The following is a 22,430-nucleotide window of genomic DNA, read 5'->3' as shown; positions in this document are numbered from 1 at the left end:
ATTACGCGCCTAAAGGGAAATTTCTACACCATTGGGCGTTTTACAAAAGAACCATCGCCGCGAAGCCGAGGAAGGAGAAAAACCCGATAACGTCAGTCACAGTTGTCACAAAGACCGATGAAGACACAGCCGGGTCGGCACCAAAGCGTTTGAGGCCAAGCGGCACTAATATGCCCGCCAGCCCCGCAAAGACATGATTAATAATCATCGCCACAAAGGCCACACCCGCAAGGCGCGTATCCCCAAACCAGACATAGGCAATAATGGCCAAGGCCACCGCGAACACAATCCCGATTAACAACGCCGCCACAGCTTCACGCCGCACGGCTCTCCACGCATTTTGCGGCGTCAAATCCCGCTCCGATAGGGCGCGCACCGCCACAGTCAGGGCTTGCGTGCCCGCATTACCGCCCATAGAGGCAACAATTGGCATCAGTACAGCCAGCGCAACAATCTGGTTAATTGCATAATCAAATTGTGCAATCACGATAGACGCCAAAATCGCGGTCAGGAGGTTCACAAATAACCACGGCGCGCGCGCTTTGAACACTGTGGCCGCCGTATCGGTCAGGCCCGCATCTGAAACACCCGCCAAAGCGAGGATATCTTCCGTGTTTTCAGTCTGGATAATCTCGATGATATCATCAACGGTCATCATACCGACAAGACGGCCAGAGGCATCCACAACAGGGGCTGAAATCAGGCTGTATTTTTGAAACAAATAAGCCGCTTCTTCTTGGTCCATTTCTTGCGGAATTTTCGCTAGCAGCGGCTCCATTAACTCTGAGAGCAACATCGCGCGAGGGGCCCGCATCAGCCGCGAGAGATTGACATAACCCAGCGGTTTGAACGTCGGATCAACAACATAGACGTTAAAGAAGATTTCGGGCAAATCTTCGCCTGTGGCGCGCATATGATCAATCGTGCTGCCAACCGTCCAGAACTCTGGCGAGGCGACAAATTCGCGCTGCATCAAACGCCCAATGGTCTCGTCTTCAAACTTTAAGGACGCTTCAAGCTGGGCTCGGTCCGCACTGGGCAGCGCACCCAAAATTTCTTCGCGCTGCTCGTCTTCCATCTCCTCGATAATTTGCGTGGCGTCATCATTATCAAGCTCTGAGATGGCTTGGGCGAGTTGATCAGATGGCAGCAGCGGCAAAATATCTTCCACCACCTCGTCCTCAAGATAGGACAAAATATCGGGCGAGATAATCTGCGGCGCGCCCGTAATCAGGCGCTCGCGCTGCTCGGGTGTTAACTGCTCAAATTGGTCTGAAAAATCAGCAGGGTGAATATCTGTAATATCATCAAGCCCGATAGCCCCATCAAGCAAATCAACTAGCAAATTATAATCAGCATCAAGACCAGTGTCCGACATGCGTTCGCCTGCAAAGGGAGGGTTATCAACTGGTGATTTTTGGCTCATGGCGTCCTCCCTTTCCTAGTGCTTATGGCTGTCTTCACATGACAGATTGAGCGCGGCCTTTCAAGACGACACACGCTGTGGGGATGAATTTCACGCTTTATATTGGACAGGCAATAGTGAAATGTCACATAAGGGATAAAACACAGCATAATAAACGCTAATAACATACGCACGGGACATAAAATGCCTATTTTTAAATCCAAAATCGCCCCTGGCTCTGATAGCTTTCAAAAGAACCGCAGCGAGATGCTGACGATGGTCGACGAACTACGAGCTCTTGAACAGCGGGCCGTGGACACATCTAACAAACGCTTGCCTGTGTTTGAAAAACGGGGGCAGCTTTCACCGCGCGAACGTATCAAACGCTTGCTCGACCCTGGCATGCCGTTTTTGTCGCTGTTTAATATGGCCAATTATATGCTGGATGATGAGAACCCCGATACATCCGTTCCGGGCGGGTCAAACATTATCGGCATTGGTTTTGTATCGGGTGTGCGCTGTATGGTTTGGTCCGATGATAGCGGTATTCGCGCGGGCGCAGCCACGACAGGCGGCTGGCGAAGCCTAGAGATTATGCAAGAGATGTGCATGCGCCAAAAATTGCCGCTGGTCCATTTGGTCGAGAGCGCAGGCGCCAATCTTGTCGATTATGAGGTCGAGCTTTGGGCGAACGGCGGGAAGCTGTTTCGTAACTTGGCCCGCATGTCGTCCAAAGGCCTGCCGACCATGGTTGTGCTGCACGGCGCCTCAACAGCGGGCGGGGCCTATATGCCCGGTATGTCCGATTACGTGATTGGCGTGAAAGATAACGGCATGGCGGCGCTAGCGGGGGCTGCGCTGGTCAAAGCGGCTACGGGCGAAATTGCCAATGACCGCGAGCTTGGCGGCACAGAAATGCACAGCACGACAACGGGGTTGATTGAATATCTGGCCGATGATGACGCCCACGGTATTGCGCTGGCACGTGACGTGATGGGGCGTTTGGGGTGGAATAAACACGCGCCCTTAAAAGAGCCCAAACCCTACGCCATGCCAGCCTATAGCGAGGACGAACTCGCGGGTGTGGTGCCAAAGGATTATACCACGCCCTATGATGTGCGCGAAGTGATGGCGCGTATCGTTGACGGGTCAGATTTTGAAGATTTCAAACCGCGCTTTGGTGTGTCCACGGTTTGTATCCAAGCCAGCGTTATGGGGCACCCCGTCGCGATGATTGGCAATAACGGTCCGATTGACCCCAACGGCGCCAATAAAGTCAGCCACTTCCTCCAGCTCTGCGAGCAGTCCCAAACCCCCGTCGTATTTCTGCATAATACCACAGGCTATATGGTCGGCACACAATATGAACAGGCGGGCATGATTAAGCACGGATCAAAAATGATCCAGGCCGTGTCCACCATCACTGTGCCCAAAATCAGCTTTCATATTGGGGCGAGCTTTGGCGCGGGCAATTACGGCATGGCAGGTTATGCCTATGACCCGGAGTTCCTCTTTAGCTGGGTCAATGCGCGCACAGGCGTGATGAGCGGGGCCAGTGCAGCCAAAACTATGCGCATGGTCGCCGAGGTGCGCGCCGCCCGAAAAGGCGAAACGGTTGATGAGGCGAGCGCCCAAGCGCAAGAAGATAAAATCACAGCCCTATTCACGCGCCAAGAAAGTGCGCTTTACACGTCAGGGCGGTGCCTGGATCACGGCGTGATTGACCCGCGTGATACACGCAAAGTTCTGGGCTTTGTGCTAGACACAATCGCCGAAGGTCGTGCGCGCAAAGTTGCGCCCAATAGCTTTGCCGTGGCCCGGGCATAGGAGGCGGATATGAAGATGATTAAAACTCTGTTGATCGCTAATCGCGGCGAAATTGCCTTGCGCGTCATGCGCAGCGCGAAAGAGATGGGCATCAAAACCGTTGCCGTTTATTCCGACGCAGATGCCAATGCGCCGCATACAAAATTTGCTGACGCGGGGGTTCATATTGGCGGTTCTCCGGTTGGTGAAAGCTATCTGCTGATCGACACGATTATTGACGCGGCCAAGAAAACGGGCGCGGACGCCATTCATCCTGGATATGGTTTCCTCTCGGAGAATGCCGATTTTGCCCGTGCGTGCGAAGCGAACGACATTATCTTTGTCGGCCCCCCCGTTGGGGCGATTAATGTCATGGGCGACAAAGCGCGGTCAAAACGCGCGATGATAGCGGCGGGCGTGCCCTGCGTGCCCGGCTATCAAGACGAAGACCAATCTGACAAGGCCTTGACGACGGCCGCCAAATCCATCGGCTTTCCCGTGATGGTCAAAGCGGCGGCGGGCGGCGGCGGGCGCGGTATGCGCCTTGTCCATAAGGCGGCTGACATTGAAAACGCCATTAAGGACGCCCGCTCTGAAGCCGTCAACGCCTTTGGTAACGGCGAGCTTATTATCGAAAAAGCCGTGCAGAAACCCCGTCATGTGGAGTTGCAAGTCTTTGCTGATAAACACGGCAACACCGTCCACCTGGGTGAGCGCGATTGTTCCGTGCAGCGCCGCCACCAAAAGGTGATCGAGGAAGCCCCCTGCCCCGTCATGACAGAAAAACTGCGCGCCGCCATGGGCGACGCCGCCGTCAATGCCGCCAAAGCCGTAGAGTATGTCGGCGCGGGCACCGTGGAATTTTTGCTTGATGCGTCGGGTGAGTTTTACTTCCTAGAGATGAACACACGCTTGCAGGTGGAGCATCCCGTCACAGAAATGATTACCGGCCTTGATCTGGTCGCGCTGCAACTGCGTGTCGCGCAAGGGGAGGCCCTTGGCTTGTCCCAAGACGACGTCACGCTGTCGGGGCATGCCATGGAAGTGCGCCTTTACGCCGAAGATCCCGCGAATGATTTCCTGCCCAGCACAGGGCCGATTACACTTTGGTCTGCACCGACAGATCTCGCCAGGGTCGATAGCGGTATTGAGAGCGGCGGCATGGTCAGTCCGTTTTATGACAGCATGGTCGCGAAAATTATCACCCACGGCGACACGCGCGAGGTTGCGCGCATAAAGCTGATAAAAGCGCTTCAGCAGACCGCACTGGTTGGCGTTGAAAACAACCGTGATTTCCTGATCGACGCGCTGGGACAAGAGGCCTTTATTAAGGGCGAAGCAACGACCGCCTTTATCGCAGAGACCTATGGCGATGACGGTTACGCGCGCCCAGAATTATCCGACCAAGACTATACAGTTGCCGCCGTCATTGATTTTCTCATCGCCCAAGACACGGCGCTGAACGCGTCGCTGGGTGTGCCATGTGAATTAATGGGGTGGTCAAATGCACGCGGGGTTGAAAGTGTGTTTGTCTATAACGACGTCACCGTTCGTGTGGAAAGCGGCGCAGATGACACCCTGATTGTCCACATCGGCGACAGCACAACTGCGGTATCTGTACCAAGCCGCGATGCCCCGCATTTCACCCTGATTATGGACGGCGAAAAAACAAAAGTGACAGCCGTAAAGTCCGCCCAAGGCCTTCACGTCATTACACCTGCGCGCAGCTTTACAGTTCAAAACATCGCCGGCGGCACAGCGAGCCTTGAGGACGCGGGCGGCGGCGGCACGGTACGCGCCCCGATGCACGGGCAGTTGCTGGAAGTCTTTGTCAAAATGGGCGACACCGTCAAAACAGGGCAAAGACTTGCCATATTAGAAGCCATGAAAATGCAACACGAAATCCTCGCCGAAATTGACGGAGAGGTCGTAGAGATCGCCGCCAAAGCGGGAAGCCAAATCGCAGCAGATGATTTGATTATGGAAATCGAAGGTGATGCATGACAATGCAATCTCGGAGTTTGAAACGACCACAAGGCCATAGATTTCGGGTGGGCTGTGTCCACGGCGGAATGACAAGCATATGCGTGGTTTGTATTAGGAAAAGGCCGCCTAAGCCAAAGCCTGCCGCTCCCTACAATCCTAAAGACTGATAATGCAGGGCAATATCGGAAATGGCGACATAAAACGCTGCCGTGCGGATGTCTTCAAGTTCTGGTTTTTCATTGAGTTGCTCGCGGATATTGGCGTAAGCCAGACGCATTGTGTCATCTAGACCTGCACGAACCAAATCAATTTCGTCTGCGCCTTCGATATATTCTTTTTTGAAATTCGTGCCAAATTTGACGCCTGATTTCTTTAGCTGTTCGAGCAGCAGCGACGCTTTGCTCTCTTCGCGGCGGCGTTGCAAACGGCCAAAACGAATATGGTTGACGTTTTTCACCCATTCAAAATAGGACACGACCACACCACCCGCATTGGCGAGCATATCAGGAATGATAATTACGCCTTTATCGCGAAGCACTTTGTCAGCCATAGCGGTGACCGGGCCGTTGGCGGCTTCGACAATTAATTTAGTTTTAATATTATGGGCGTTGTTTTTGTTAATCACCCCTTCCATTGCGGCGGGGATTAAGATGTCGCATTTATCACAGAGCGCGTCCAAATCTTCGCTAAAGCTGCCGCCGTCAAACTCTGATAACGGCTTACCCGCATTCATATGATCTTTTAAGGCTTGGATATTGATGCCCTTTTCATTGCGGATAACACCGTCACGTTCAATCACGGTGATGATTTTCGCGCCGTCTTCCTCGGACAGGAATTTTGCCGCATGATAGCCCACATTACCAAGGCCTTGGACGACGATTTTCTTACCGTCCAGATCACCGCGCATGCCCGCTTGTTTTTTATCCTCTGGGTGTCGGAAAAACTCTTGCGTGACATATTGAACGCCCCGGCCTGTGGCTTCTGTACGGCCATTAATCCCGCCGAGGTGAACAGGTTTACCCGTAACACAGGCGGCCGCGTCAATATTGGTACGGTTTAAGCGGCGGTATTCATCCATCATCCACGCCATCTCGCGCTCGCCCGTGCCCATATCTGGCGCGGGTACATTTTGTGACGGGTGGATGAGGTCGCGCTTTGATAGCTCAAATGTAAAGCGGCGCGTGATACGCTCTAGCTCTGTCGCGTCCCATTGGTTCGGGTCAATACACAGCCCGCCTTTCGACCCACCAAAGGGTAAATCCACCAGCGCGGTTTTATACGTCATCAATGCGGCCAGCGCTTCGACTTCGTCCTGGTTAACGCTCATGGCGTAGCGAATACCGCCTTTAACAGGTTCTTTATGTTCCGAATGGACGGCGCGGTATCCTGTAAAGCTATGCACTTCGCCGCGTAATTTCACGCCAAAGCGGACCGTATAAGTCGCATTACACACGCGGATTTTCTCAAGCAATTTGGGCGATATATCCATATAGCTACCCGCGCGGTTGAACATGACATCCACACTTTGGGAGAAATTAAGTTCTGACATGATGAGACTTCCCTCAAACTAAATTAACCAACCGCGTCGCGGTGCTTTGTTCCTCTCTATGCCCGTCAAACGATAAAGAATAGTCTATATTTCGCAGTTTAAGAGAGAATTTTGCTAAATTCTTCGTCATTTTTTGACATGTGTGTTGGGTAGCAACCCGATCGCGGTCTAGCCCGTAATAATAATATGAAAAAGTTTAAATTTACCTTGGCAGCGCTCGCTGTTGCTACGCTTTTACTACTCGCGACGGCTATTCAAAGCCGCGCAGAGACCGCACAATCACGTACCACACTTTCCATGAGTTGCCCTATGAAACTAAGTTTTAAGACCCCTAGCGAGCAGCAAAAATGGGGCGCAGTCAATGACGGTGTCATGGGCGGGCGGTCATCAGGCGGCCCGTCATTTAATGACGCGCATATGGTCTTTAGCGGCGTCATCAATACCAATGGCGGCGGGTTTTCATCCGTGCGCCGCTTTGTCGAGCCTGGCGTATTGGGCGGTGCGGACGGTATAAATCTGCGCGTGAAATCCGACGGGCGCGGCTATAAATTATCGCTACGTACCGATGCCTATTTCCGCCGCCGCTCTATTGCCTTCCAAGCACCCATTGCCGCTACTCAGCCCGGCGAATGGGAAACCGTCTTTGTCCCCTTTGATGATTTACAAGCCTCTATTTTTGGCCGCCCCTTACGCGGCGCAACATTTGACCCGTCCAAGGTCAACACCATCGGCATCATCCTATCCGACGGACAAGACGGCCCTTTCGAGCTAAAGGTCGATTGGATGGAAGGATGCGGGAAAACGGCGTAACATAAGGCGATTAACGGACGCCTCTTAACCGACGCCTCTGAACTTGCGCCTCTTGGTACGGCTGGTCGGAATCGAACCGACACTCCAAAGGAACGGGATTTTGAATCCCGCGCGTCTACCAATTCCGCCACAGCCGCATACCAAGTAGAGGGGTGATATAGAGGAGCCCTTTTTAAAAATCCATATGCATTTTTCGATTTTTGAAATTTGTGCAGCAATAATGTAGGGAAGCTTTCCGCTTTTCATCTGCATTTAAAGGTGACTTTAAGACAATCTCTGCTAAAGCCGCGTCCATGCAAGGAAAACTCGCATTTCTAGATAAGTGGTATGAAGATACCAAAGCCCTCGCGCGGCACCGTTTGGCCTATCGGTGGCTGGCATTTATCAGCTTTATTGAAAGCTCTTTTTTCCCGATCCCGCCTGATTTGATGATCATTCCGATGGTACAGGCTAATCTTAAAAACTGGTGGAAAATTGCTTTGGTTGCCACTGTCGCCTCTGTCTTGGGCGGTATTGCGGGATATTTCCTTGGCCTGTTCTTCTTTGACGCTTTGGCCGTACCTGTCTTGGAGGCTTTGGGCAAAACAGATAAAATGGCCGAGTTTTCAGCGCGTATTGCGCAGTACGGCGGCCTCGCCGTCTTTGGCGCGGGACTGACGCCGTTTCCTTATAAGGTCATCACCATCATGAGCGGGGCGCTTAAGATTAACTTTGCGGTTTTTATCGCTGCTAGTGTTATGGCGCGCTCGTTGCGGTTTTTCCTGGTCGCAGGCATTATTCGCCTTGCGGGACCCAAAGCCGAAGAGATTATGAAAAAGCATTTTGGCCTCTTTTCAATCGGCCTATTTGTCTTACTCGCGGGGATGTATTGGGCTTATATGCATTTCATGCACTAAGCCTGTACCCTTAAGAGAGCAGCCCGATAACGCGGGCAAAACCAAAATCTTGAAACGTCGCCGCCCGCGCGGCCCCCGTATCAGGGCCGATCAAAAACGCATTATCAGCGCTGTTAAACCCCTTGGCGATATCCACAGCTTTGTCATCAAGAACAGATTTCACCCGCCGCGCAATGGCGGCCCCGCTATCAATCCACCTTACAGACTGGGTAAGCGAGGCTTTTAACTCGTCCTTTAAGAGTGGGAAATGGGTACAAGCCAAAACGACCGCGTCAATATCAGCGCCGTGTTTGCCTGAAAACAACGGGGCCAGTTCGGCTTTAATCCGGGCAAGGTCGACGGCGCCGCCAGCTAATTTCGCTTCGGCTATATCGACCAAGTTGACAGAGCCTTGCAAGATAACGTGACAGTCAGAGGCATGGTCGCGGATAAGACCGTCAACATAGCGGCGCTTGACCGTGCCGGGTGTTCCTAGCACCGCAATCGTGCCTGTGCGCGTCATCTGCGCGGCGGGTTTTATCGCCGGCACGACGCCAATCACGGGCGCACGCACCGCAGCACGAATAGCGTCAAGCGCGGTGGTCGAGGCCGTGTTACACGCAATGACAATGACGTCAGGCGACAGCATTAATTCGAGTGTCGCAAGTAATTCTGGCAAGCGGGCTTGTAATTGCGCAGGTGTCTTCTCGCCGTAAGGGCGAAAGATATCATCAGCGACATAGCTTTGGCGCAGAGCGGGTAGCAGGTCACGGATTTCGCGTGAAACGGAAAGCCCGCCAACGCCGGAATCAAATATAAGTGCATGTGCCATAGATCAGCTTTGCCGCAAGCCCCCTTACCAAAGGGTTTAAAACCATAAAAAGATGACGGCGATAGGGCAAAATCAAGTCAAAAAAATCCCCGCCATAAAGACGGGGAGAAGGTGGTTTTGACTAAAAGTTGACCGCGCCGGATGTGGGAGTGGCGAGGTCGGGATCAGAAAAGTGATGACACCATCTGTTCAACATTATCGTTGCAAGCGTTATGCCAAGTCATAATTCCCCAAAATGGCGAGATTATGACGGGTTTATGGGCCCCCCGCACGGACACTGTGCCGTTTTGATACAAATATGTCTCAATACGGCACATCAGGGAGAACGCTATTGCTGCGGATACCCACCCTGCGTTGGTGCGCGGTCACGCAGCGGATAGCCGGGTCTGTCAAGCGCGGGTTGGATAACGCGCGGCTGCGATGCATAGCCACCAGAGTGCGTAACCGTACCGCTATAGCCAGAGACTGCTTGGCGGAACCCTTCGATATAATTAGGGGGCAGATAAACAGGCACTTCAGCCCCTGCGCTATCAAGCAAAATTATCGTCAGCCCATCAAACCGTGCCGCATCCAAGCGTTCTTGCGGGATGTGAAGCGTGACTTTTTCTTCACGGATACAGCGTGTGTCTTGATAGACATCTGTACGGGCGTAACCGCTGGCGCTCATCACGGGGGCAACAATCGCGGGACTGGCAAAGAAGTTCATATGCTTGCGCGACTTGGATGATTTATGATTTCTAAACTCGCGATCCGTTGAGCGGTCAACCTTGCGCGGTTTTGACACTGGACGGGACTGCGGCTTTGGTTTGGAGACCGGGCGCGACTGTGGACGCGGCTTTGATACAGCTCTGGGCTGGGACACAGGACGCGACACAGAAGGACGCGTCGCTGGCCGAGAGCTTGGACGCGAAACAGGACTGTTCGTGCCGCTAGTGCTTATGCGCTTTGACACAGGCACAGAGCGTTGATTGCTTTTTTTGGCATTCATGCGATCGCGCGATGTGCCGCGGCTTCCTCTTGAACGCTCGGTTCCGGGACGCTCAACTCTGGGACGCGTAACGGGACGATCACTCGACCGACCTCTTGTACCATTGCCGGTCCGACGCGTCGGCGTTCCAGTGGCGTCGCGAATACGGCGCACACGGTCTGGATTGCTCGGTAAATCCGTAACAGGTGTTACCTTGCCGTTGTGTTTTTTGTAGCCCTTATCACCGCCAGATCCCCGGCCGCCGCGACCTCCATCAGATCCGCGACCACCACGGCCACCGTCAGATCCCCGGCCACGCCCGCCATCAGATCCATGTCCACCACGACCACCGCGACCAAATCCGTCGCCATGACCCCGACCGCCACGACCATAGTCGCGACCCCGGCCACGTCCGTAACCATATGAGCCATAACCCCGGTGATGGCCGTAACCCCGACCATAACCGCGGTGCCCACGGTAGCGCGGGAAAAGCACATAAAGTCCGCCGAGATAGCCATATGATGACCCCCGGTTATAGCCTTCGTCATAAACGACTTCGGTCGTATTCGTTGAACAATCCAATGTCTGCGCGTCTTGCAATATGCGCGACACAGGCTGTCCCGACACATAAACCGCACGGTCATAACCGCGAACATCAAACGGATCGTCAGTGGCCGTTGAATAAATCATCGATAAATCAAGATAAGCCCCGCCGATGACCCGCTGCCCGTCAAGCGTAACAGAAGAGGCACCCGTCCGCAGATTGGCTGTCCCCGCCAAATTAGGGTCGGCTTCAAAGGGATCAAATGTCGGCGCGATACTGACCCGAAGGCCTGTTTGCGGGTCAAATTCACGCACAATGTCCGCCGCGATTTGCTCTGGGCTCATCTCTGGTAGGGACAACGCCCCGCGAATTTCGGTTGTCGCGCCCAAGGCCTGCGGATTTGTCGTGACCCGCTCATTTGTTTCGTAATAACCCGTCTCTGGGTTATATTGAGCTAGGGCTGGCAGGCTAAAGGCGGCTGATAAGCAAAGCGCGGTGATCAAAGTTTTTACAGGCGTTCGTATAAGATGTGTCATAAGCCCTATTACCATAGCAAGACTGAGGCCAAGCTGAAAGTCATGTTAACAGTGCGTTCATCTTTGTAACACAACGGCAATGTGGCCTAACAAATCAAAATAGTGCACCAAATGCCCTTTGAAACATGCTGAAATGATATGAAATAGAGTGAAACCTTTGATGTTTTGTCTTTGACGCGGGCATTCTGCACGGTTTTTTCATGGCTAAAACCAAGGCATATCAGAGGGCGCGCTTTAATATTTTAGTGGGATTGCCTCTAATATTGCTGAGCGCCTGCGCGACGGTGACCAAAGGCACGCATGAAACTATAAAGGTCATTACCGAGCCCCCCGGCGCGCGGGCCTATACCGATATAGTAAAAATGCCCCGCGATACTCAGACAGCCTATATTGGCTGCGAGCCAACGCCCTGTTCTTTCAAATTGCCGCGCCGCACGGAAGCCGTTGTTTTAATCGAGCATAAGGATTACGCGCCCTATGAAGCTGCTGTATTTTCAGATCACCGTAGCGAACGGCGATACCGCGAGAAAACGCGGCTAAAAAAACAAGCCGCCGCACGACAGCGCGATAGCCGCTCGCCCATAGCGGCCACGACCGATGCGCCCGTCAAAAGCGGCACAGCCGTCTCACTCGCAGACCCTGCGGATATCAAAGACCCCCTGATCCGAGGCAATGTGGCTCTTGGTACTGCCGCCAGCACGGGGCTTATTGCTGGAACCGCTGTGCTTGAATCAGGCACAGTGCTTGTCGCGCCGCTCGCGGGAGGAGCTTTAATCGGGGGCGGGATGATTTTATTTGGGGCGGCGTCCTATACGCTAGCCGCCGATACAACCGACGCCGTGACAGGCGCCGATCATTCAATTTATCCCAATCCCCTTTTTGTTCGCCTTGCCAAAGACAGAGCGCAATACACCCTTGACCCCAATGTTGACGGTGTGCGGCAAAGACGGCGCAAACCATCACTAAAGACGCCACTGGCAGAGTTGCCAAACAGTGAGAGCAATCCATGACATCGATTTTGCGGCCCCTATTAATCTTATTTTGCATGCTGTCCTTGCCAGCTTGCGCAACGATTTCCAAAGGCACAACAGAGCGTGTGCGTTTTGAAACTGTACCGCCCGGGGTTACCGTAACCACAGATATTGAGACAACGGCGAGCAAAGCTGCGCGCCGCAAAGATAAATCACTGGAGCCAGAGTATTTTAGCTGTTCCCCCACACCTTGCGAAATAAAACTCAGCCGCCGAACGAATACAATTGCGACATTGACCTATCCCGGAATGGAACCTTTGGAATTTGCGATAACGTCCGGCCTCAGCCGTCGCAACCTTGCACCGTCCGCGACGGGGGGTGCCGTCACTGGACTATCCTTGGCAGGGGTTGGCGCAGGTGTTGGGGCCTCGCTCGGCGCGACCAGTCTTGGTTTTGCCGCAGTGGCGGGGCCTGCCGCGATTGTGGCCGTTGGTGTCGGCGGGTCTTTTATGTTGGTCGATGCCGCGTCTGGCGCAGCCATGCAGTTGTCGCCTAATCCGCTTGTCATTACCATGGTCCCCAAAGGCACAGAGGTCGTGCCCGACCCAGAGGTGCAAAAACTTCGCGATAGTCGGGCGCGAAAGCAAACAACACCGAAAACCGCCAAAGAAATATGCGCCAGAGCCCCCGGTTATAATACGCCAAACCAACGCAGCTATTGCGCGGATTGGAATAGGAAGAATAAGGCAGACGTCAGCGCTGACTGACCATAAAAAAAGCCCCTCACGATGGAGGGGCTTTAAAAACACATATCAGCGCGACTAGGCGTGCTCTGATACCCATTCTTCTAGCTTGGTTTTGGTCATGGCACCGACCTTCGTTGCCACGACCTGACCGTCTTTGAAAATCATGAGCGTCGGAATACCTCGCACATGAAATTTCGCGGGTGTTTCAGGGTCGTCATCAATATTGACCTTAGCAACTTTAATGCGGTCACCCATTTCGTCAGAAATTTGTTCCAGCGCTGGGCCGATTTGTTTACAGGGACCACACCATTCCGCCCAAAAATCTACAAGGACGGGCGAAGAACTGCCCAAAACATCGTCTTTAAAACTGCTATCTGTGACTTTTACGGTGGCCATGGGAACTCCTTAGATTAACTTTTACTGTAGGTAGGAAGCGCGCCCGACCCCGTCAAGGACAGCACGTTGGGAATCTATTCAGTATTCTATTTTGGAATCTGCTCCAAAGCCGCATCTAAAAGTGCGTCTGGCAAAATCATCATATGCGGGCCGTCCGTCCACAACAGACCGCAAGTGACCGTTCTAGTCGGGTAAAGCGTGCGCGCCATTTCGCGGTAGGCCGCCATTTGGCCAAGATAGCTTGGCGAAACATCATGCGGGTCGGTCGGCGGCGGTCGGTTGGATTTATAATCCACAATAAACACCTCCGCCTCACTGACTGACAGGCGGTCGATTTGCGCGTTGAGATAAACAGAGGCAGGCAAGCTATCGGCGCGGCCCGCAAGCGATATTTCTGCCCGTGTGCCCGGCGCGAAAATTGCCTCAAACGCGGGGTTGTCCAGCACAGAAAACACGACGGTTTCTATGTCATCCCGCAACGATTGCGGCAGGTCCCCGTGACTGTCCAAGAACCGCGCAGCAGCATTACGCCGCGCATCAGGCGTAACATCGGGCAGCAGTTCAAGTAGTTTATGGATAAGCATACCGCGGCGATAAACAGGCACAGGCGTTTCCAAGGGCGAGCGTAGCGGCGCGTCCAGACCCGGCGGCGGCGCAAGCAGATGGGACGGCGTTACGCGGCGTTCACGCAGGCGTGGAGCCTCGCAGGGCGTGGTAATCCAAGACGGCAAATCCGCAGTAACACTCACATTATCGACGGTTTCATCTGTCCCGCCTAAAACGGGTCGCGCGCCATAAGCCAGCCCCGCAATGCCGCCCTCACCCTCGACGTCAAACGGCGTCTTTACCCGGTAACATCCGTCTAGCGACATCAGCGCACGCGCCGCCCAATCATGCCAACTCCCCTCTGGCGCTTTCGGGTAGAGGTCGTCTTTTGGGACGCGCCCTGATTTATAACCGCAGATTAGAAGCCGACTTTCCGCGCGGGTCATGGCCACATATAAAAGCCGCAAATATTCTTCGGTCGCACTTTTGACGCGCGCCTCTTTTATCGTCTCTAGCACCTCTGGCGTATCGGCCCCGCCGCCAAGGCGCGCAAATGTGTTATCATCCAGATTAAGTAGGCCATTATCTGTGGCGTCACGCGCGCCGGGTATTTGCGTTGTATCGGGCAGGATGACGACGGGGGCTTCTAGGCCCTTTGCGCCGTAGACCGTCATGACGCGGACCTGGTTATGGCTGCCGTCCATTTCCCGTTTTAGCTCGCCCGTATCACCGCCAAAGCTATGCACAAAATGCTGAAGCGACGGCGCGCTTTGGCGTTGATGGGCCAGCGCCTTGGCCAGAAACGCCGCAATCGGGTCTTCGACCTCCATAGATAGCCGCGCGTAAAACTGGCGCACTGTCGATGTACCGTCAGGCAAGAGGCGGTTAAGAACAGTTTCAAAAAACTCATAAGGCGCAAGCCGTCGTGACGCTGATAAAATGGATGTCAGCGCAGTGACCACATCTTTTGCCCAAGGCTGATCGCTGTGTTTAAGCGCAGGCCATAAACGTCCTTTTCGTCCCGCCGCCACCTCAAACAATTGCGTCTCTGAAATATTAAACAACGGGCTTTTTAACGCTTCAGCCAAGGCGAGATCATCTTCGGGTAAGCAAACAAATCGCGCGAGCGACATAAGGTCCTGCACCGCGATGCTGTCTGATAATATCAACCGGTCAGCCCCCGCGACAGGAACACCAGCACGTTTTAAATTTCGGATGACAGCGTTGAAAAACGCGCCTGAGCGTTTGCGCACCAATATCAAAACATCACCCGCTTGCATGGGGCGCACCACTTCGCGCGCACCGCCCACGGCTGATTTATCAAATTTGGTAATTAGCTCGCCTTTATCAATCCAGTCTTTGACTTGGGTCGCAATGGCGCGCGCTAGTTTCTCCCTCGCGCCGTCTTGGCCTTCGGTATCAACAGGGCGCGGGTCATAAGGAACTTCATCCTCTGTGGTCACAGGCGGCGGGGACAGCGGCCATAATTCGACCAACCCTGGAATTTCGCGTTTAGCCGTATGGGTAATCAGGTCAGAGGCGGGCGGGACATAATCTGCGCCAAACATCTGTTGCAAGCCGCCTTGCCCGACAAAGACTGCATCAACAGCCTCTAGCACGGCCGGCGCAGAGCGAAACGACATGCGCATCCGAATGGCATTATCAGGCTCTGTCTCAAACTGCGACTTGCCAATAAAGACAGTGGGGTCTGCGCCTTGGAAAGAATAAATCGATTGCTTTTCATCACCCACCGCAAAAAGTGTGCGGGGCAAGTGACGGTCTTTTTCGTCATGCTCAAAGGCGTCCGCCAGCGCGTCAATAATATCCCATTGTTCTGGGGCTGTGTCTTGGGCTTCGTCCACAAGGATATGTTTAATCCCCATATCCATTTTATAGCGCACCCACTCTGATACCTCTGAGCGGGTCAGAAGATTACGCACGAGCAAGATTTGATCAGAGAAGTCGAGAACACGTGCGCTAGCTTTGGCGACTTTGTAAGTGGCCGCAAAATCTTTGGCGATGATGAACACCGTTTCCGTGCGCCGCAAAATTGTCAGTGCCGAGAGGTCTTGTCCCGCCCGCGCCATGCCCTGCATTTCCGCGCTGTCGACGCTGTTATAATCACCGAAAAATTCTGTGACAGCGTCTGGCATTGTCTTGCCGCCAATTTGACCTGTCGGCGTGCGTTCAGATTTTTTAAAAATCGCGCGGGCATATAGATCAAAGGCTTTTATAGGGTCAGTTTCAGCCAGCGCATCAAGACACAGTTGACCTTTTTCCGCTTGCTTTTTACCGGAAGCTACCAGTGCTGTCGCGGCAGGTTTTAACAAGGTCTTATCCACCGCCGCCCAGACTTTGGCTTTCAAGCTGTCTTCGGTCTCGCTAGCAGCAATCCCTAACCGTGCGCGCAATGGCTCCACGCCGCCCGCGCTAACCCAATCCTCTATTTTGGGCACATTATAGGCCATCCAATTGCGCAGCGCTTCGACCGTGGAGGGGGCGTCATTGGCAACCAGATCGTTTAACGCCAGCGCCAAATCAGAATGCGGATTGGCATATGCGCGTTCAATTAATCCCTGCCAAACTTGGCCAAATAACGCGCTGGCCTCGCTATCATCCAGCGGCTCAAACCCTGGTAGGATTCCCGCCTCAACTGGGAAACGCGACAAAACACGTTCGCAAAAAGCGTGAATGGTTTGCACCTTTAGGCCTTCGGGCGTCTCTAGCGCTTTAGCAAATAATTGCCGCGCTTCACCCAAATCGATATCAACAGGGCGGTTATAAAGCGTGTTTAATTTTTCACGCAGAGCCGCCTCTGGCATAACAGACCATTCACCCAGTGTTTGAAATAGCCGCGTTTGCATTTCTGACGCCGCCGCCTTTGTATAGGTCAGACACAGGATATCTTGCGGTGTGACATCACTATTGGACAGTAATATACGCGACACGCGATTGACCAGGACATGGGTTTTACCAGACCCCGCATTGGCCGAGACAAAGACACTGCGCGACGGATCCGCAGCCAGCGTTTGGTAATGCACGGCGCGGTCATAATCGGGTTGCGGAGGTTTTACGGCGCTCATCCCTCGCCTCCGTTAGTGTCATTGTCACCCGCCTTGGCCCATTCTGCGCGGCGCGACAGATGGTCATAATCGCCGTAAATATTTTCATATTGGATGCGCGGCTGCGCGTGATAAATTGACCCGTCAGTATCGAAATAATCAATTAATTTTTGCAAGGCCTCCTCAGCCGCTTGCGCGTAGTCTTCGGGTGACCAAACACTGCGTCCCGTTTGCAGCGAATGAAACGGCGGGTCGTCGTTAAAGCCTTGCAGCGATAGATAACTCATATCGCCAACGGTGCCGTGCATATCTTTAAACCCGTCTTGGTCAATCATCACGACTTGTAGCGGGAGTTGTGCGTCAAAGCCCGCCTTAATGACATTAGTCGATGGCGGTTTTCCGGTTTTATAATCAACCAAGCGGTATTGCCCGCTGCGATAATCAATACGGTCGGCGATGGCGGTGGCTTGAAACTCACCACCCTTGGCAGAGACGCTCATTTTGCCAGAGACTTCAAGCCCTGCCGTGTGCCAGCCGTCCGCACGAGATTTGGAAAACCAATCCAGATATTTCCCCGCAATGCGTTCAAGCCTTGGCCGCTCTGCATAGACAGTGGCGTCAGGCACATTAAGCGCGCTGAGCGAGGCCGCCAAATCACCCGCCAAAATCTCGCGCGCGTCATCCGGCACGGTATCGCCAAAGCGCTTAGAGAAATCTTCCAGCACGCCATGAATAGAGGTACCCAAGACCCGCGCATCAAGACCCGAGTCAAGATTATCCAGCGGTTCCAGCCCCAAAATCGTGCGGGCATAATGGGCGTAAGGATCACGGATAAGGGTGGTCAGGCGGGTGACAGAAATCTGCCGCCCTTTGGGCCACCGCGCATCCAGCGGCGGGGCGGGTTCAGGACGCTCTATCGCGCTCACCGCTTGCGCGTCCACCGCATCAACGGCGCGCGCCCAGCCAAGGTAATCTTGATCAGGCTTAAACATGTCACGGGACATATCCATGCCGTCAGCGTTCATATGCGCCCCGCGCGCCAGCGTTTGCAGCCGCCAGAGCCAGCGCGAGGCCACTGCTGGCCCGCTATCAGTGCGTTTTGACCGCGTTAAAATAACTTTGGGGTTACTGGCAAGCTCGGCAAAATCATGCGCCGATAATCCGTAGCGGCGTTCAGGCAAGGACAACCCCAAAGCGCGCCGCATAGAGCGGGATAAAAACGGCTCCACAGTCGGAGCTACGGGCCAGATGCCTTCGTTTAGGCCGCCCAGAACAACCGTATCCGCCCAGAGCATCCGCGCCTCTAACGGGCCTAGAATTTGTAGTCGTGGATGGGTGCCGTAGCGCGGGCGCACGACTTGGCCGCGCATGAGATTCCCAAACACATCGGCGAAATGGCCTGCGTCCATGGCGGGTAATAATCCGCCGTGTTCAATCAGCTGGGTCAGCAATAAGGCCGCTTTTTCACCCGCCTCGCCCAGCCATAATCGAGCCATACCAGGGGTGTCATCAGTGGTTGCCAGTGTTTCGGCAAGGGTCGTTAAATTGCGTGCCCAGACATCGGCGTGACAGGGCCCCGATAGAGCGTCAATTGTCTGTTTAATGACGTTATCAAAGGCAATTAAATCATCAATGGCCGCGCGGTCGTCATCATCAAATATATCACGCCCATAATGGTTTTTATCAAAGCGCATCGCGTCAATATTTTTGATAGAGCGACGCGGGCCGCGTAGCGCTTTGCGCTCTATCCGTCGCCAAGCCTGCGACAGCCGCCCCCCATCCCATCCCATCGCGCTCAGCGGATGTTTGGCAATAAACGCCAAGTGCACGGGGTTCTCTGGGTCAATAATCACCCGCATGAGGCCCGCCAAATAGGCCCCCATTTGGGTTTCTTCCAGCGGTTCGCCTTGGGAATAATCGACATTGACATCCCACCGCCGCAGCTTGGCTTTTACGCGCCGCGCAAGCGCAGGGTCAGGGGTCACAAGGGCTGCGGTGGCGTCAGGCGCCTCCAATGTTTCGCGCATGATAAGCGCAATGCTCATCGCTTCTTCATCATCGGTTTCAGCCTCTATGAGTGACAGGCCTTTAAACGCAACCTCGAACGGGTCGTAACCCTCTTTTTCATGCCGGACGATATTGATTTGCGTCGGCCAGTCATTGGTTTCCGGCACGGGAACGAGAGCTTCGGATATGACGCGGCGACGACCCGATAGCGAGCCCGTGAGGCCAATCAGCGGCGTGAAGTCACGCACATCCGCGCGGTCTATCCCAATCACAGACAACAAATTTTTCAACGCATTTTGCGGATGCTCGGCGCCAATCGCGTCCCACGCTGCCGTACGCAAATTGACGTCCAGACCGGGCAAAATAATTTGGCTGTCCGCCAGTCGCGCGACACACCCCATCAATCGCGCTGTTGCGCCGAGTGTACCCGTGGAGCCTGCGATAATCACAGGATAATCAGGCGGAGTTTCAGACCATAATTCTGTCAAAGCATTCAGTAGCGCCACCCTGCGCGCCATAGGGCCAATAGCGTTTTGCTCGGCTAGATATTTTGGCCAATAGTCCGATATGATTTTAAATAATTCAGCGGCATTTTGGTAATGCTCTGTTGCCATTTTTGCAATGTCTGTCAGCGCGCCCGTTTTGGAGAGGTCAACCTCTTCCATATCTGCGTCATCTAAAATCATCAGAAGTTGATCGGCCATCGCCAACGTACCCGCAGGTGTGATCGGCAAAGATGATATTTTATGATGATAGGCCGTAACAATCTTGGCCATATCAAAACGGCGCTGCATACCTGATATTTCGCGCGGCACACGGGCGGCCAAATCACCGATTTCAAAGGGTGGCTCGTCCGGGTCAATATCGGCCAGCGGACGCATGCGCGGCAGCAGTGTCACGCCTTTTCCGTCTTCGCGCGCGAGATCAACAAAGGCATCGCCCAAGGCCCGCACAGCACGACGCGTCGGCAATAGTATCAGCGCGTCTGATAAACCCTCGCCGTATTGCGCCCGCAGTCCCGCCGCGAGAGAGCCAAGGAAGTCCACGCCAGACGGCATCGTAAAAACAGGTAATTTATCCGCTGGGTCGTAATCGCTCACGCCCAATTTTCCCATTCATCCGCCAGAATACCTTCGGCCACATTGCGAGCTTGCGGGTCGCCGACATGCATCCAAAAGCCGTTGAGGATGTGGCCGAAAGCCCGATTATTAGGCACAGATTGACGCCAGACTTTCGTGCGCGAAAATGGCTCGACCTTATAACCGCGTAACGGCTCTAGCCGCGCGATTTGAACGCCTGCATAGACATAAGGCGCACTGTCACCATCGCGCCAAGCAATACTGCGGTCAGCATCCATAGAAAAATCGCCCTTGCCGTTATAGCCCATGGTGTCACCAATCGGCGCGAGCAGGAGCAAATCGTCCATCACATCTGCGTCCCATGCCTTTATCATAGCTGCCAGCGTCTCTGTTTTTTCCAGCCAAACCGCGTCAATGTTGCAAATAAATATGGGACCATCCCCCAGCAGTGGCAAAGCTTTAACGACGCCGCCGCCCGTCTCAAGAAGTTCATTCCGCTCATCCGAGATAATTAATTCAAAATCGGTCTGTCGTGTTTTAAGATGTGCCTCCAAATGATCAGCGAAGGCATGGACGTTAACAATAATGCGCGTGACACCCACCGCCAGCAAGCGGTCAATCATGTGATCAATGAGAGGGCGTCCGGCTAGCTCCACCATCGCTTTTGAGCGGTCATGGGTTAGCGGCCGCATCCGTGTCCCGTGCCCCGCCGCCATGATCATCGCTGTTTTAATCACGACAACACCTCTGGCACGTAGCGGCCATACCAATCCCGAATATCGCCCATAACGTCATGAGCGAGGCTATTGTTCAAATGGCGTTTCACGCGCGGGAGAAGCGCACGGTATTGCGGTTTGCCGTAAGCTTTATCGGCCCGCACAGGAAAACCCAAAAGCTTTGTCGAGCGTTGGGCGCCCATCACCGCATAGGCCGCGCGAAAATCGTCATCATATTTTAGGCCCGCTTGCCCACAGAAACGCGCGATTAAGTCATCAGTTAAATTGGCACTGACATCGCGGCGAATATCCTCGATCAAGGACGCCAGATCATAGGACGGGTGGGTCATGAGGGCGTCTTGGAAATCAATCAACCCGACATTGGCCGTGCCCGCGCGCTCTGGCATCCAGAAGATATTTTCCGCATGGAAATCACGCAGGGCAAGACCCGGCGCGTGGTTTGAGATTTGCGTAAACGCCTGTGACCACAACTGCGTCCATTCATCCATGGCCGTATCCGATAACACCACCCCCGTATCAGGTGCGTACCAATCGGTCATCAAACTCATTTCCGCGAGAAGTGCGGTTTCGTCATAATCTTTCACCCGCCAACGCGTATCGCCATAGGCGAAATCTTGCGGAAAGCTGGACCGGTAAATCGAGGCAAGGCAGTCAACCGCCGCTGTATAGAGCGGGCGCTCCATCGTGCGCTCACCCGTCACAATCGGGGCGAATAAATCCGCACCTAAATCCTCCAGCAGGATTAAGCCTTCGTCTACATCGGCCGCCAAAATCCTCGGTGCGGAGAACCCGCGCTGGGATAGCTCGCTCGCGATACATAAAAATGCGGCGGGGTCAGCGCCCGCCAAACGGGCCTGTGCGACATAGCCGAGTGCGGCGCGCGCCTCCGCTGTCGCCCCGTCTGGTTCAGGCGGCAGATCAGAGCTTAACGGAGCGTCCATTAAAACCGCGCGTCTGTCCCCTAATGTTAGCCGTTCATAACGGCGCGCAGAGGCATCACCTGGCACAGCGGCCCGCAAGGCATCGCCCCATCCAGCACCACCGATAAAGGCTTTTATAATGCGCTCACGCTCAGACATGTTTAATCCAGTCTCTCTGGCCCGTGAGGGTCGCCACCCGTCCCTCGCCGTCAAAACCCAGCGTGATAGACAGCGCGTCACGCGGCCAAAATCCGCCAAGCTTATCCGGCCATTCAATCAGGCATATTGCGTCTTCAAACGCGTCCCAAAGGCCAAGCTCCTCGCCGTCCTTTGGCTGCTCTAATCGGTACATATCGCCGTGCCAAACCTCGCCAATATCAGTGTCGTAAATTTGAACCAGCGTGTAGGTCGGGGACGGCACCTCGACCGCGGCCCCCAACAGCGCTTGTAATAGCCCGCGCACCAGCGTGGTTTTACCCGCGCCCAAATCACCGTGCAGCGCGACCACATCCCCCGGCTTTAAATGCGCAGCCAGACGTCCGCCCAGCGCCAAGCTCGCCCCCGTATCGGGCAAGGTAATCGTTTGATTTGAAATGGCAGGCGCATGCGACATGAGAACCGTGATAAGCGCTTGAAAAATCTTTGCAACGCCTTAC

Annotated in this window: 16 protein-coding genes and 1 tRNA gene; 6 read left to right on the top strand and 11 right to left on the bottom strand. The window is 54.2% G+C overall.

Annotated elements, in window-relative coordinates; genetic code table 11:
• Positions 1-40 precede the first annotated feature (40 nt).
• Positions 41-1,426 (bottom strand): magnesium transporter, encoded by a 1,386-nt coding sequence (gene mgtE, locus AB6B37_RS01070; protein ID WP_371397042.1) that lies wholly within the window; start codon positions 1,424-1,426, stop codon positions 41-43.
• A gap of 183 nt (positions 1,427-1,609) precedes the next feature.
• Here mgtE and AB6B37_RS01065 point away from each other — a divergent pair, with 183 nt between their 5' ends.
• Together AB6B37_RS01065 and AB6B37_RS01060 are read left to right on the top strand one after the other, a co-directional pair.
• On the top strand, positions 1,610-3,232 hold the full coding sequence (locus AB6B37_RS01065; RefSeq protein ID WP_371397041.1) for an acyl-CoA carboxylase subunit beta: 1,623 nt from the start codon (positions 1,610-1,612) through the stop codon (positions 3,230-3,232).
• Positions 3,233-3,241: 9 nt separating this feature from the next.
• Positions 3,242-5,215, top strand: coding sequence for an acetyl-CoA carboxylase biotin carboxylase subunit (locus tag AB6B37_RS01060; RefSeq protein ID WP_371397040.1), 1,974 nt, complete (start codon positions 3,242-3,244; stop codon positions 5,213-5,215).
• 130 nt (positions 5,216-5,345) lie between these two features.
• On the opposite strand, the gene AB6B37_RS01055 is transcribed toward AB6B37_RS01060, so the two are convergent.
• On the bottom strand, positions 5,346-6,746 hold the full coding sequence (locus AB6B37_RS01055) for a Glu/Leu/Phe/Val dehydrogenase (protein WP_371397039.1): 1,401 nt from the start codon (positions 6,744-6,746) through the stop codon (positions 5,346-5,348).
• 186 nt (positions 6,747-6,932) lie between these two features.
• Here AB6B37_RS01055 and AB6B37_RS01050 point away from each other — a divergent pair, with 186 nt between their 5' ends.
• Complete coding sequence (locus tag AB6B37_RS01050; RefSeq protein WP_371397038.1) at positions 6,933-7,556, top strand: CIA30 family protein; 624 nt, start codon at positions 6,933-6,935, stop codon at positions 7,554-7,556.
• A gap of 53 nt (positions 7,557-7,609) precedes the next feature.
• Here the strand turns inward: AB6B37_RS01050 and AB6B37_RS01045 are convergent.
• Positions 7,610-7,693: transfer RNA gene (locus tag AB6B37_RS01045), tRNA-Leu, on the bottom strand.
• Between the two features lie 156 nt (positions 7,694-7,849).
• Here AB6B37_RS01045 and AB6B37_RS01040 point away from each other — a divergent pair.
• Positions 7,850-8,452 carry a YqaA family protein gene (locus AB6B37_RS01040; RefSeq protein ID WP_371397037.1) on the top strand — a complete coding sequence of 201 codons (603 nt, stop codon included), beginning with the start codon at positions 7,850-7,852 and terminating at the stop codon, positions 8,450-8,452.
• A gap of 10 nt (positions 8,453-8,462) precedes the next feature.
• On the opposite strand, the gene murI is transcribed toward AB6B37_RS01040, so the two are convergent.
• Together murI and AB6B37_RS01030 are read right to left on the bottom strand one after the other, a co-directional pair.
• Entirely contained in the window at positions 8,463-9,263 is an 801-nt protein-coding gene (gene murI / locus AB6B37_RS01035; RefSeq protein ID WP_371397036.1) for a glutamate racemase, read from the bottom strand.
• A gap of 328 nt (positions 9,264-9,591) precedes the next feature.
• Complete coding sequence (locus AB6B37_RS01030) at positions 9,592-11,310, bottom strand: hypothetical protein (RefSeq protein ID WP_371397035.1); 1,719 nt, start codon at positions 11,308-11,310, stop codon at positions 9,592-9,594.
• Between the two features lie 245 nt (positions 11,311-11,555).
• Between AB6B37_RS01030 and AB6B37_RS01025 the strand changes: the two genes are divergently transcribed.
• Complete coding sequence (locus AB6B37_RS01025) at positions 11,556-12,320, top strand: hypothetical protein (RefSeq protein ID WP_371397034.1); 765 nt, start codon at positions 11,556-11,558, stop codon at positions 12,318-12,320.
• The gene (locus tag AB6B37_RS01020) at positions 12,317-13,048 is read left to right on the top strand and encodes a hypothetical protein (RefSeq protein WP_371397033.1); all 732 of its coding nucleotides are present in this window, start codon (positions 12,317-12,319) and stop codon (positions 13,046-13,048) included. The genes AB6B37_RS01025 and AB6B37_RS01020 overlap by 4 nt, the downstream gene beginning before the upstream one ends.
• Before the next feature lie 54 nt (positions 13,049-13,102).
• On the opposite strand, the gene trxA is transcribed toward AB6B37_RS01020, so the two are convergent.
• From trxA to tsaE, 6 genes are all read right to left on the bottom strand, one after another.
• The gene (gene trxA / locus AB6B37_RS01015) at positions 13,103-13,423 is read right to left on the bottom strand and encodes a thioredoxin (RefSeq protein WP_371397032.1); all 321 of its coding nucleotides are present in this window, start codon (positions 13,421-13,423) and stop codon (positions 13,103-13,105) included.
• Between the two features lie 86 nt (positions 13,424-13,509).
• Positions 13,510-17,052 (bottom strand): double-strand break repair helicase AddA, encoded by a 3,543-nt coding sequence (gene addA / locus AB6B37_RS01010; protein WP_371397031.1) that lies wholly within the window; start codon positions 17,050-17,052, stop codon positions 13,510-13,512.
• A complete protein-coding gene (gene addB / locus AB6B37_RS01005) occupies positions 17,049-20,153 on the bottom strand; it encodes a double-strand break repair protein AddB (protein ID WP_371397029.1) in 3,105 nt (1,034 codons plus the stop codon). The genes addA and addB overlap by 4 nt, the downstream gene beginning before the upstream one ends.
• A complete protein-coding gene (locus AB6B37_RS01000; protein WP_371397028.1) occupies positions 20,135-20,854 on the bottom strand; it encodes a nucleotidyltransferase family protein in 720 nt (239 codons plus the stop codon). The genes addB and AB6B37_RS01000 overlap by 19 nt, the downstream gene beginning before the upstream one ends.
• The gene (locus AB6B37_RS00995; RefSeq protein ID WP_371397027.1) at positions 20,851-21,933 is read right to left on the bottom strand and encodes an aminoglycoside phosphotransferase family protein; all 1,083 of its coding nucleotides are present in this window, start codon (positions 21,931-21,933) and stop codon (positions 20,851-20,853) included. Before AB6B37_RS00995 ends, AB6B37_RS01000 begins: the two co-directional genes overlap by 4 nt.
• Positions 21,926-22,387 (bottom strand): tRNA (adenosine(37)-N6)-threonylcarbamoyltransferase complex ATPase subunit type 1 TsaE, encoded by a 462-nt coding sequence (tsaE, locus tag AB6B37_RS00990; protein ID WP_371397026.1) that lies wholly within the window; start codon positions 22,385-22,387, stop codon positions 21,926-21,928. Before tsaE ends, AB6B37_RS00995 begins: the two co-directional genes overlap by 8 nt.
• Positions 22,388-22,430: the final 43 nt, after the last annotated feature.

This window comes from Fretibacter rubidus, assembly GCF_041429785.1.
In the GTDB taxonomy this organism is placed as follows: Bacteria; Pseudomonadota; Alphaproteobacteria; order Caulobacterales; family Maricaulaceae; genus Fretibacter; species Fretibacter rubidus.
The sequence above is the reverse complement of the archived record's forward strand: the minus strand, read 5'-3'. Positions and strand labels throughout refer to the sequence as shown.

Excerpts from the sequence above, each read along its gene's own strand:
- AB6B37_RS01040 (WP_371397037.1), top strand. The coding sequence starts at position 7,850 with ATGCAAGGAAAACTCGCATTTCTAGATAAGTGGTATGAAGATACCAAA.
- AB6B37_RS00995 (WP_371397027.1), bottom strand. The coding sequence starts at position 21,933 with ATGTCTGAGCGTGAGCGCATTATAAAAGCCTTTATCGGTGGTGCTGGA.
- AB6B37_RS01030 (WP_371397035.1), bottom strand. The coding sequence starts at position 11,310 with ATGACACATCTTATACGAACGCCTGTAAAAACTTTGATCACCGCGCTT.
- AB6B37_RS01060 (WP_371397040.1), top strand. The coding sequence starts at position 3,242 with ATGAAGATGATTAAAACTCTGTTGATCGCTAATCGCGGCGAAATTGCC.
- trxA (WP_371397032.1), bottom strand. The coding sequence starts at position 13,423 with ATGGCCACCGTAAAAGTCACAGATAGCAGTTTTAAAGACGATGTTTTG.
- addB (WP_371397029.1), bottom strand. The coding sequence starts at position 20,153 with ATGGGAAAATTGGGCGTGAGCGATTACGACCCAGCGGATAAATTACCT.
- tsaE (WP_371397026.1), bottom strand. The coding sequence starts at position 22,387 with ATGTCGCATGCGCCTGCCATTTCAAATCAAACGATTACCTTGCCCGAT.
- mgtE (WP_371397042.1), bottom strand. The coding sequence starts at position 1,426 with ATGAGCCAAAAATCACCAGTTGATAACCCTCCCTTTGCAGGCGAACGC.
- murI (WP_371397036.1), bottom strand. The coding sequence starts at position 9,263 with ATGGCACATGCACTTATATTTGATTCCGGCGTTGGCGGGCTTTCCGTT.
- AB6B37_RS01065 (WP_371397041.1), top strand. The coding sequence starts at position 1,610 with ATGCCTATTTTTAAATCCAAAATCGCCCCTGGCTCTGATAGCTTTCAA.
- AB6B37_RS01050 (WP_371397038.1), top strand. The coding sequence starts at position 6,933 with ATGAAAAAGTTTAAATTTACCTTGGCAGCGCTCGCTGTTGCTACGCTT.
- AB6B37_RS01020 (WP_371397033.1), top strand. The coding sequence starts at position 12,317 with ATGACATCGATTTTGCGGCCCCTATTAATCTTATTTTGCATGCTGTCC.
- addA (WP_371397031.1), bottom strand. The coding sequence starts at position 17,052 with ATGAGCGCCGTAAAACCTCCGCAACCCGATTATGACCGCGCCGTGCAT.
- AB6B37_RS01055 (WP_371397039.1), bottom strand. The coding sequence starts at position 6,746 with ATGTCAGAACTTAATTTCTCCCAAAGTGTGGATGTCATGTTCAACCGC.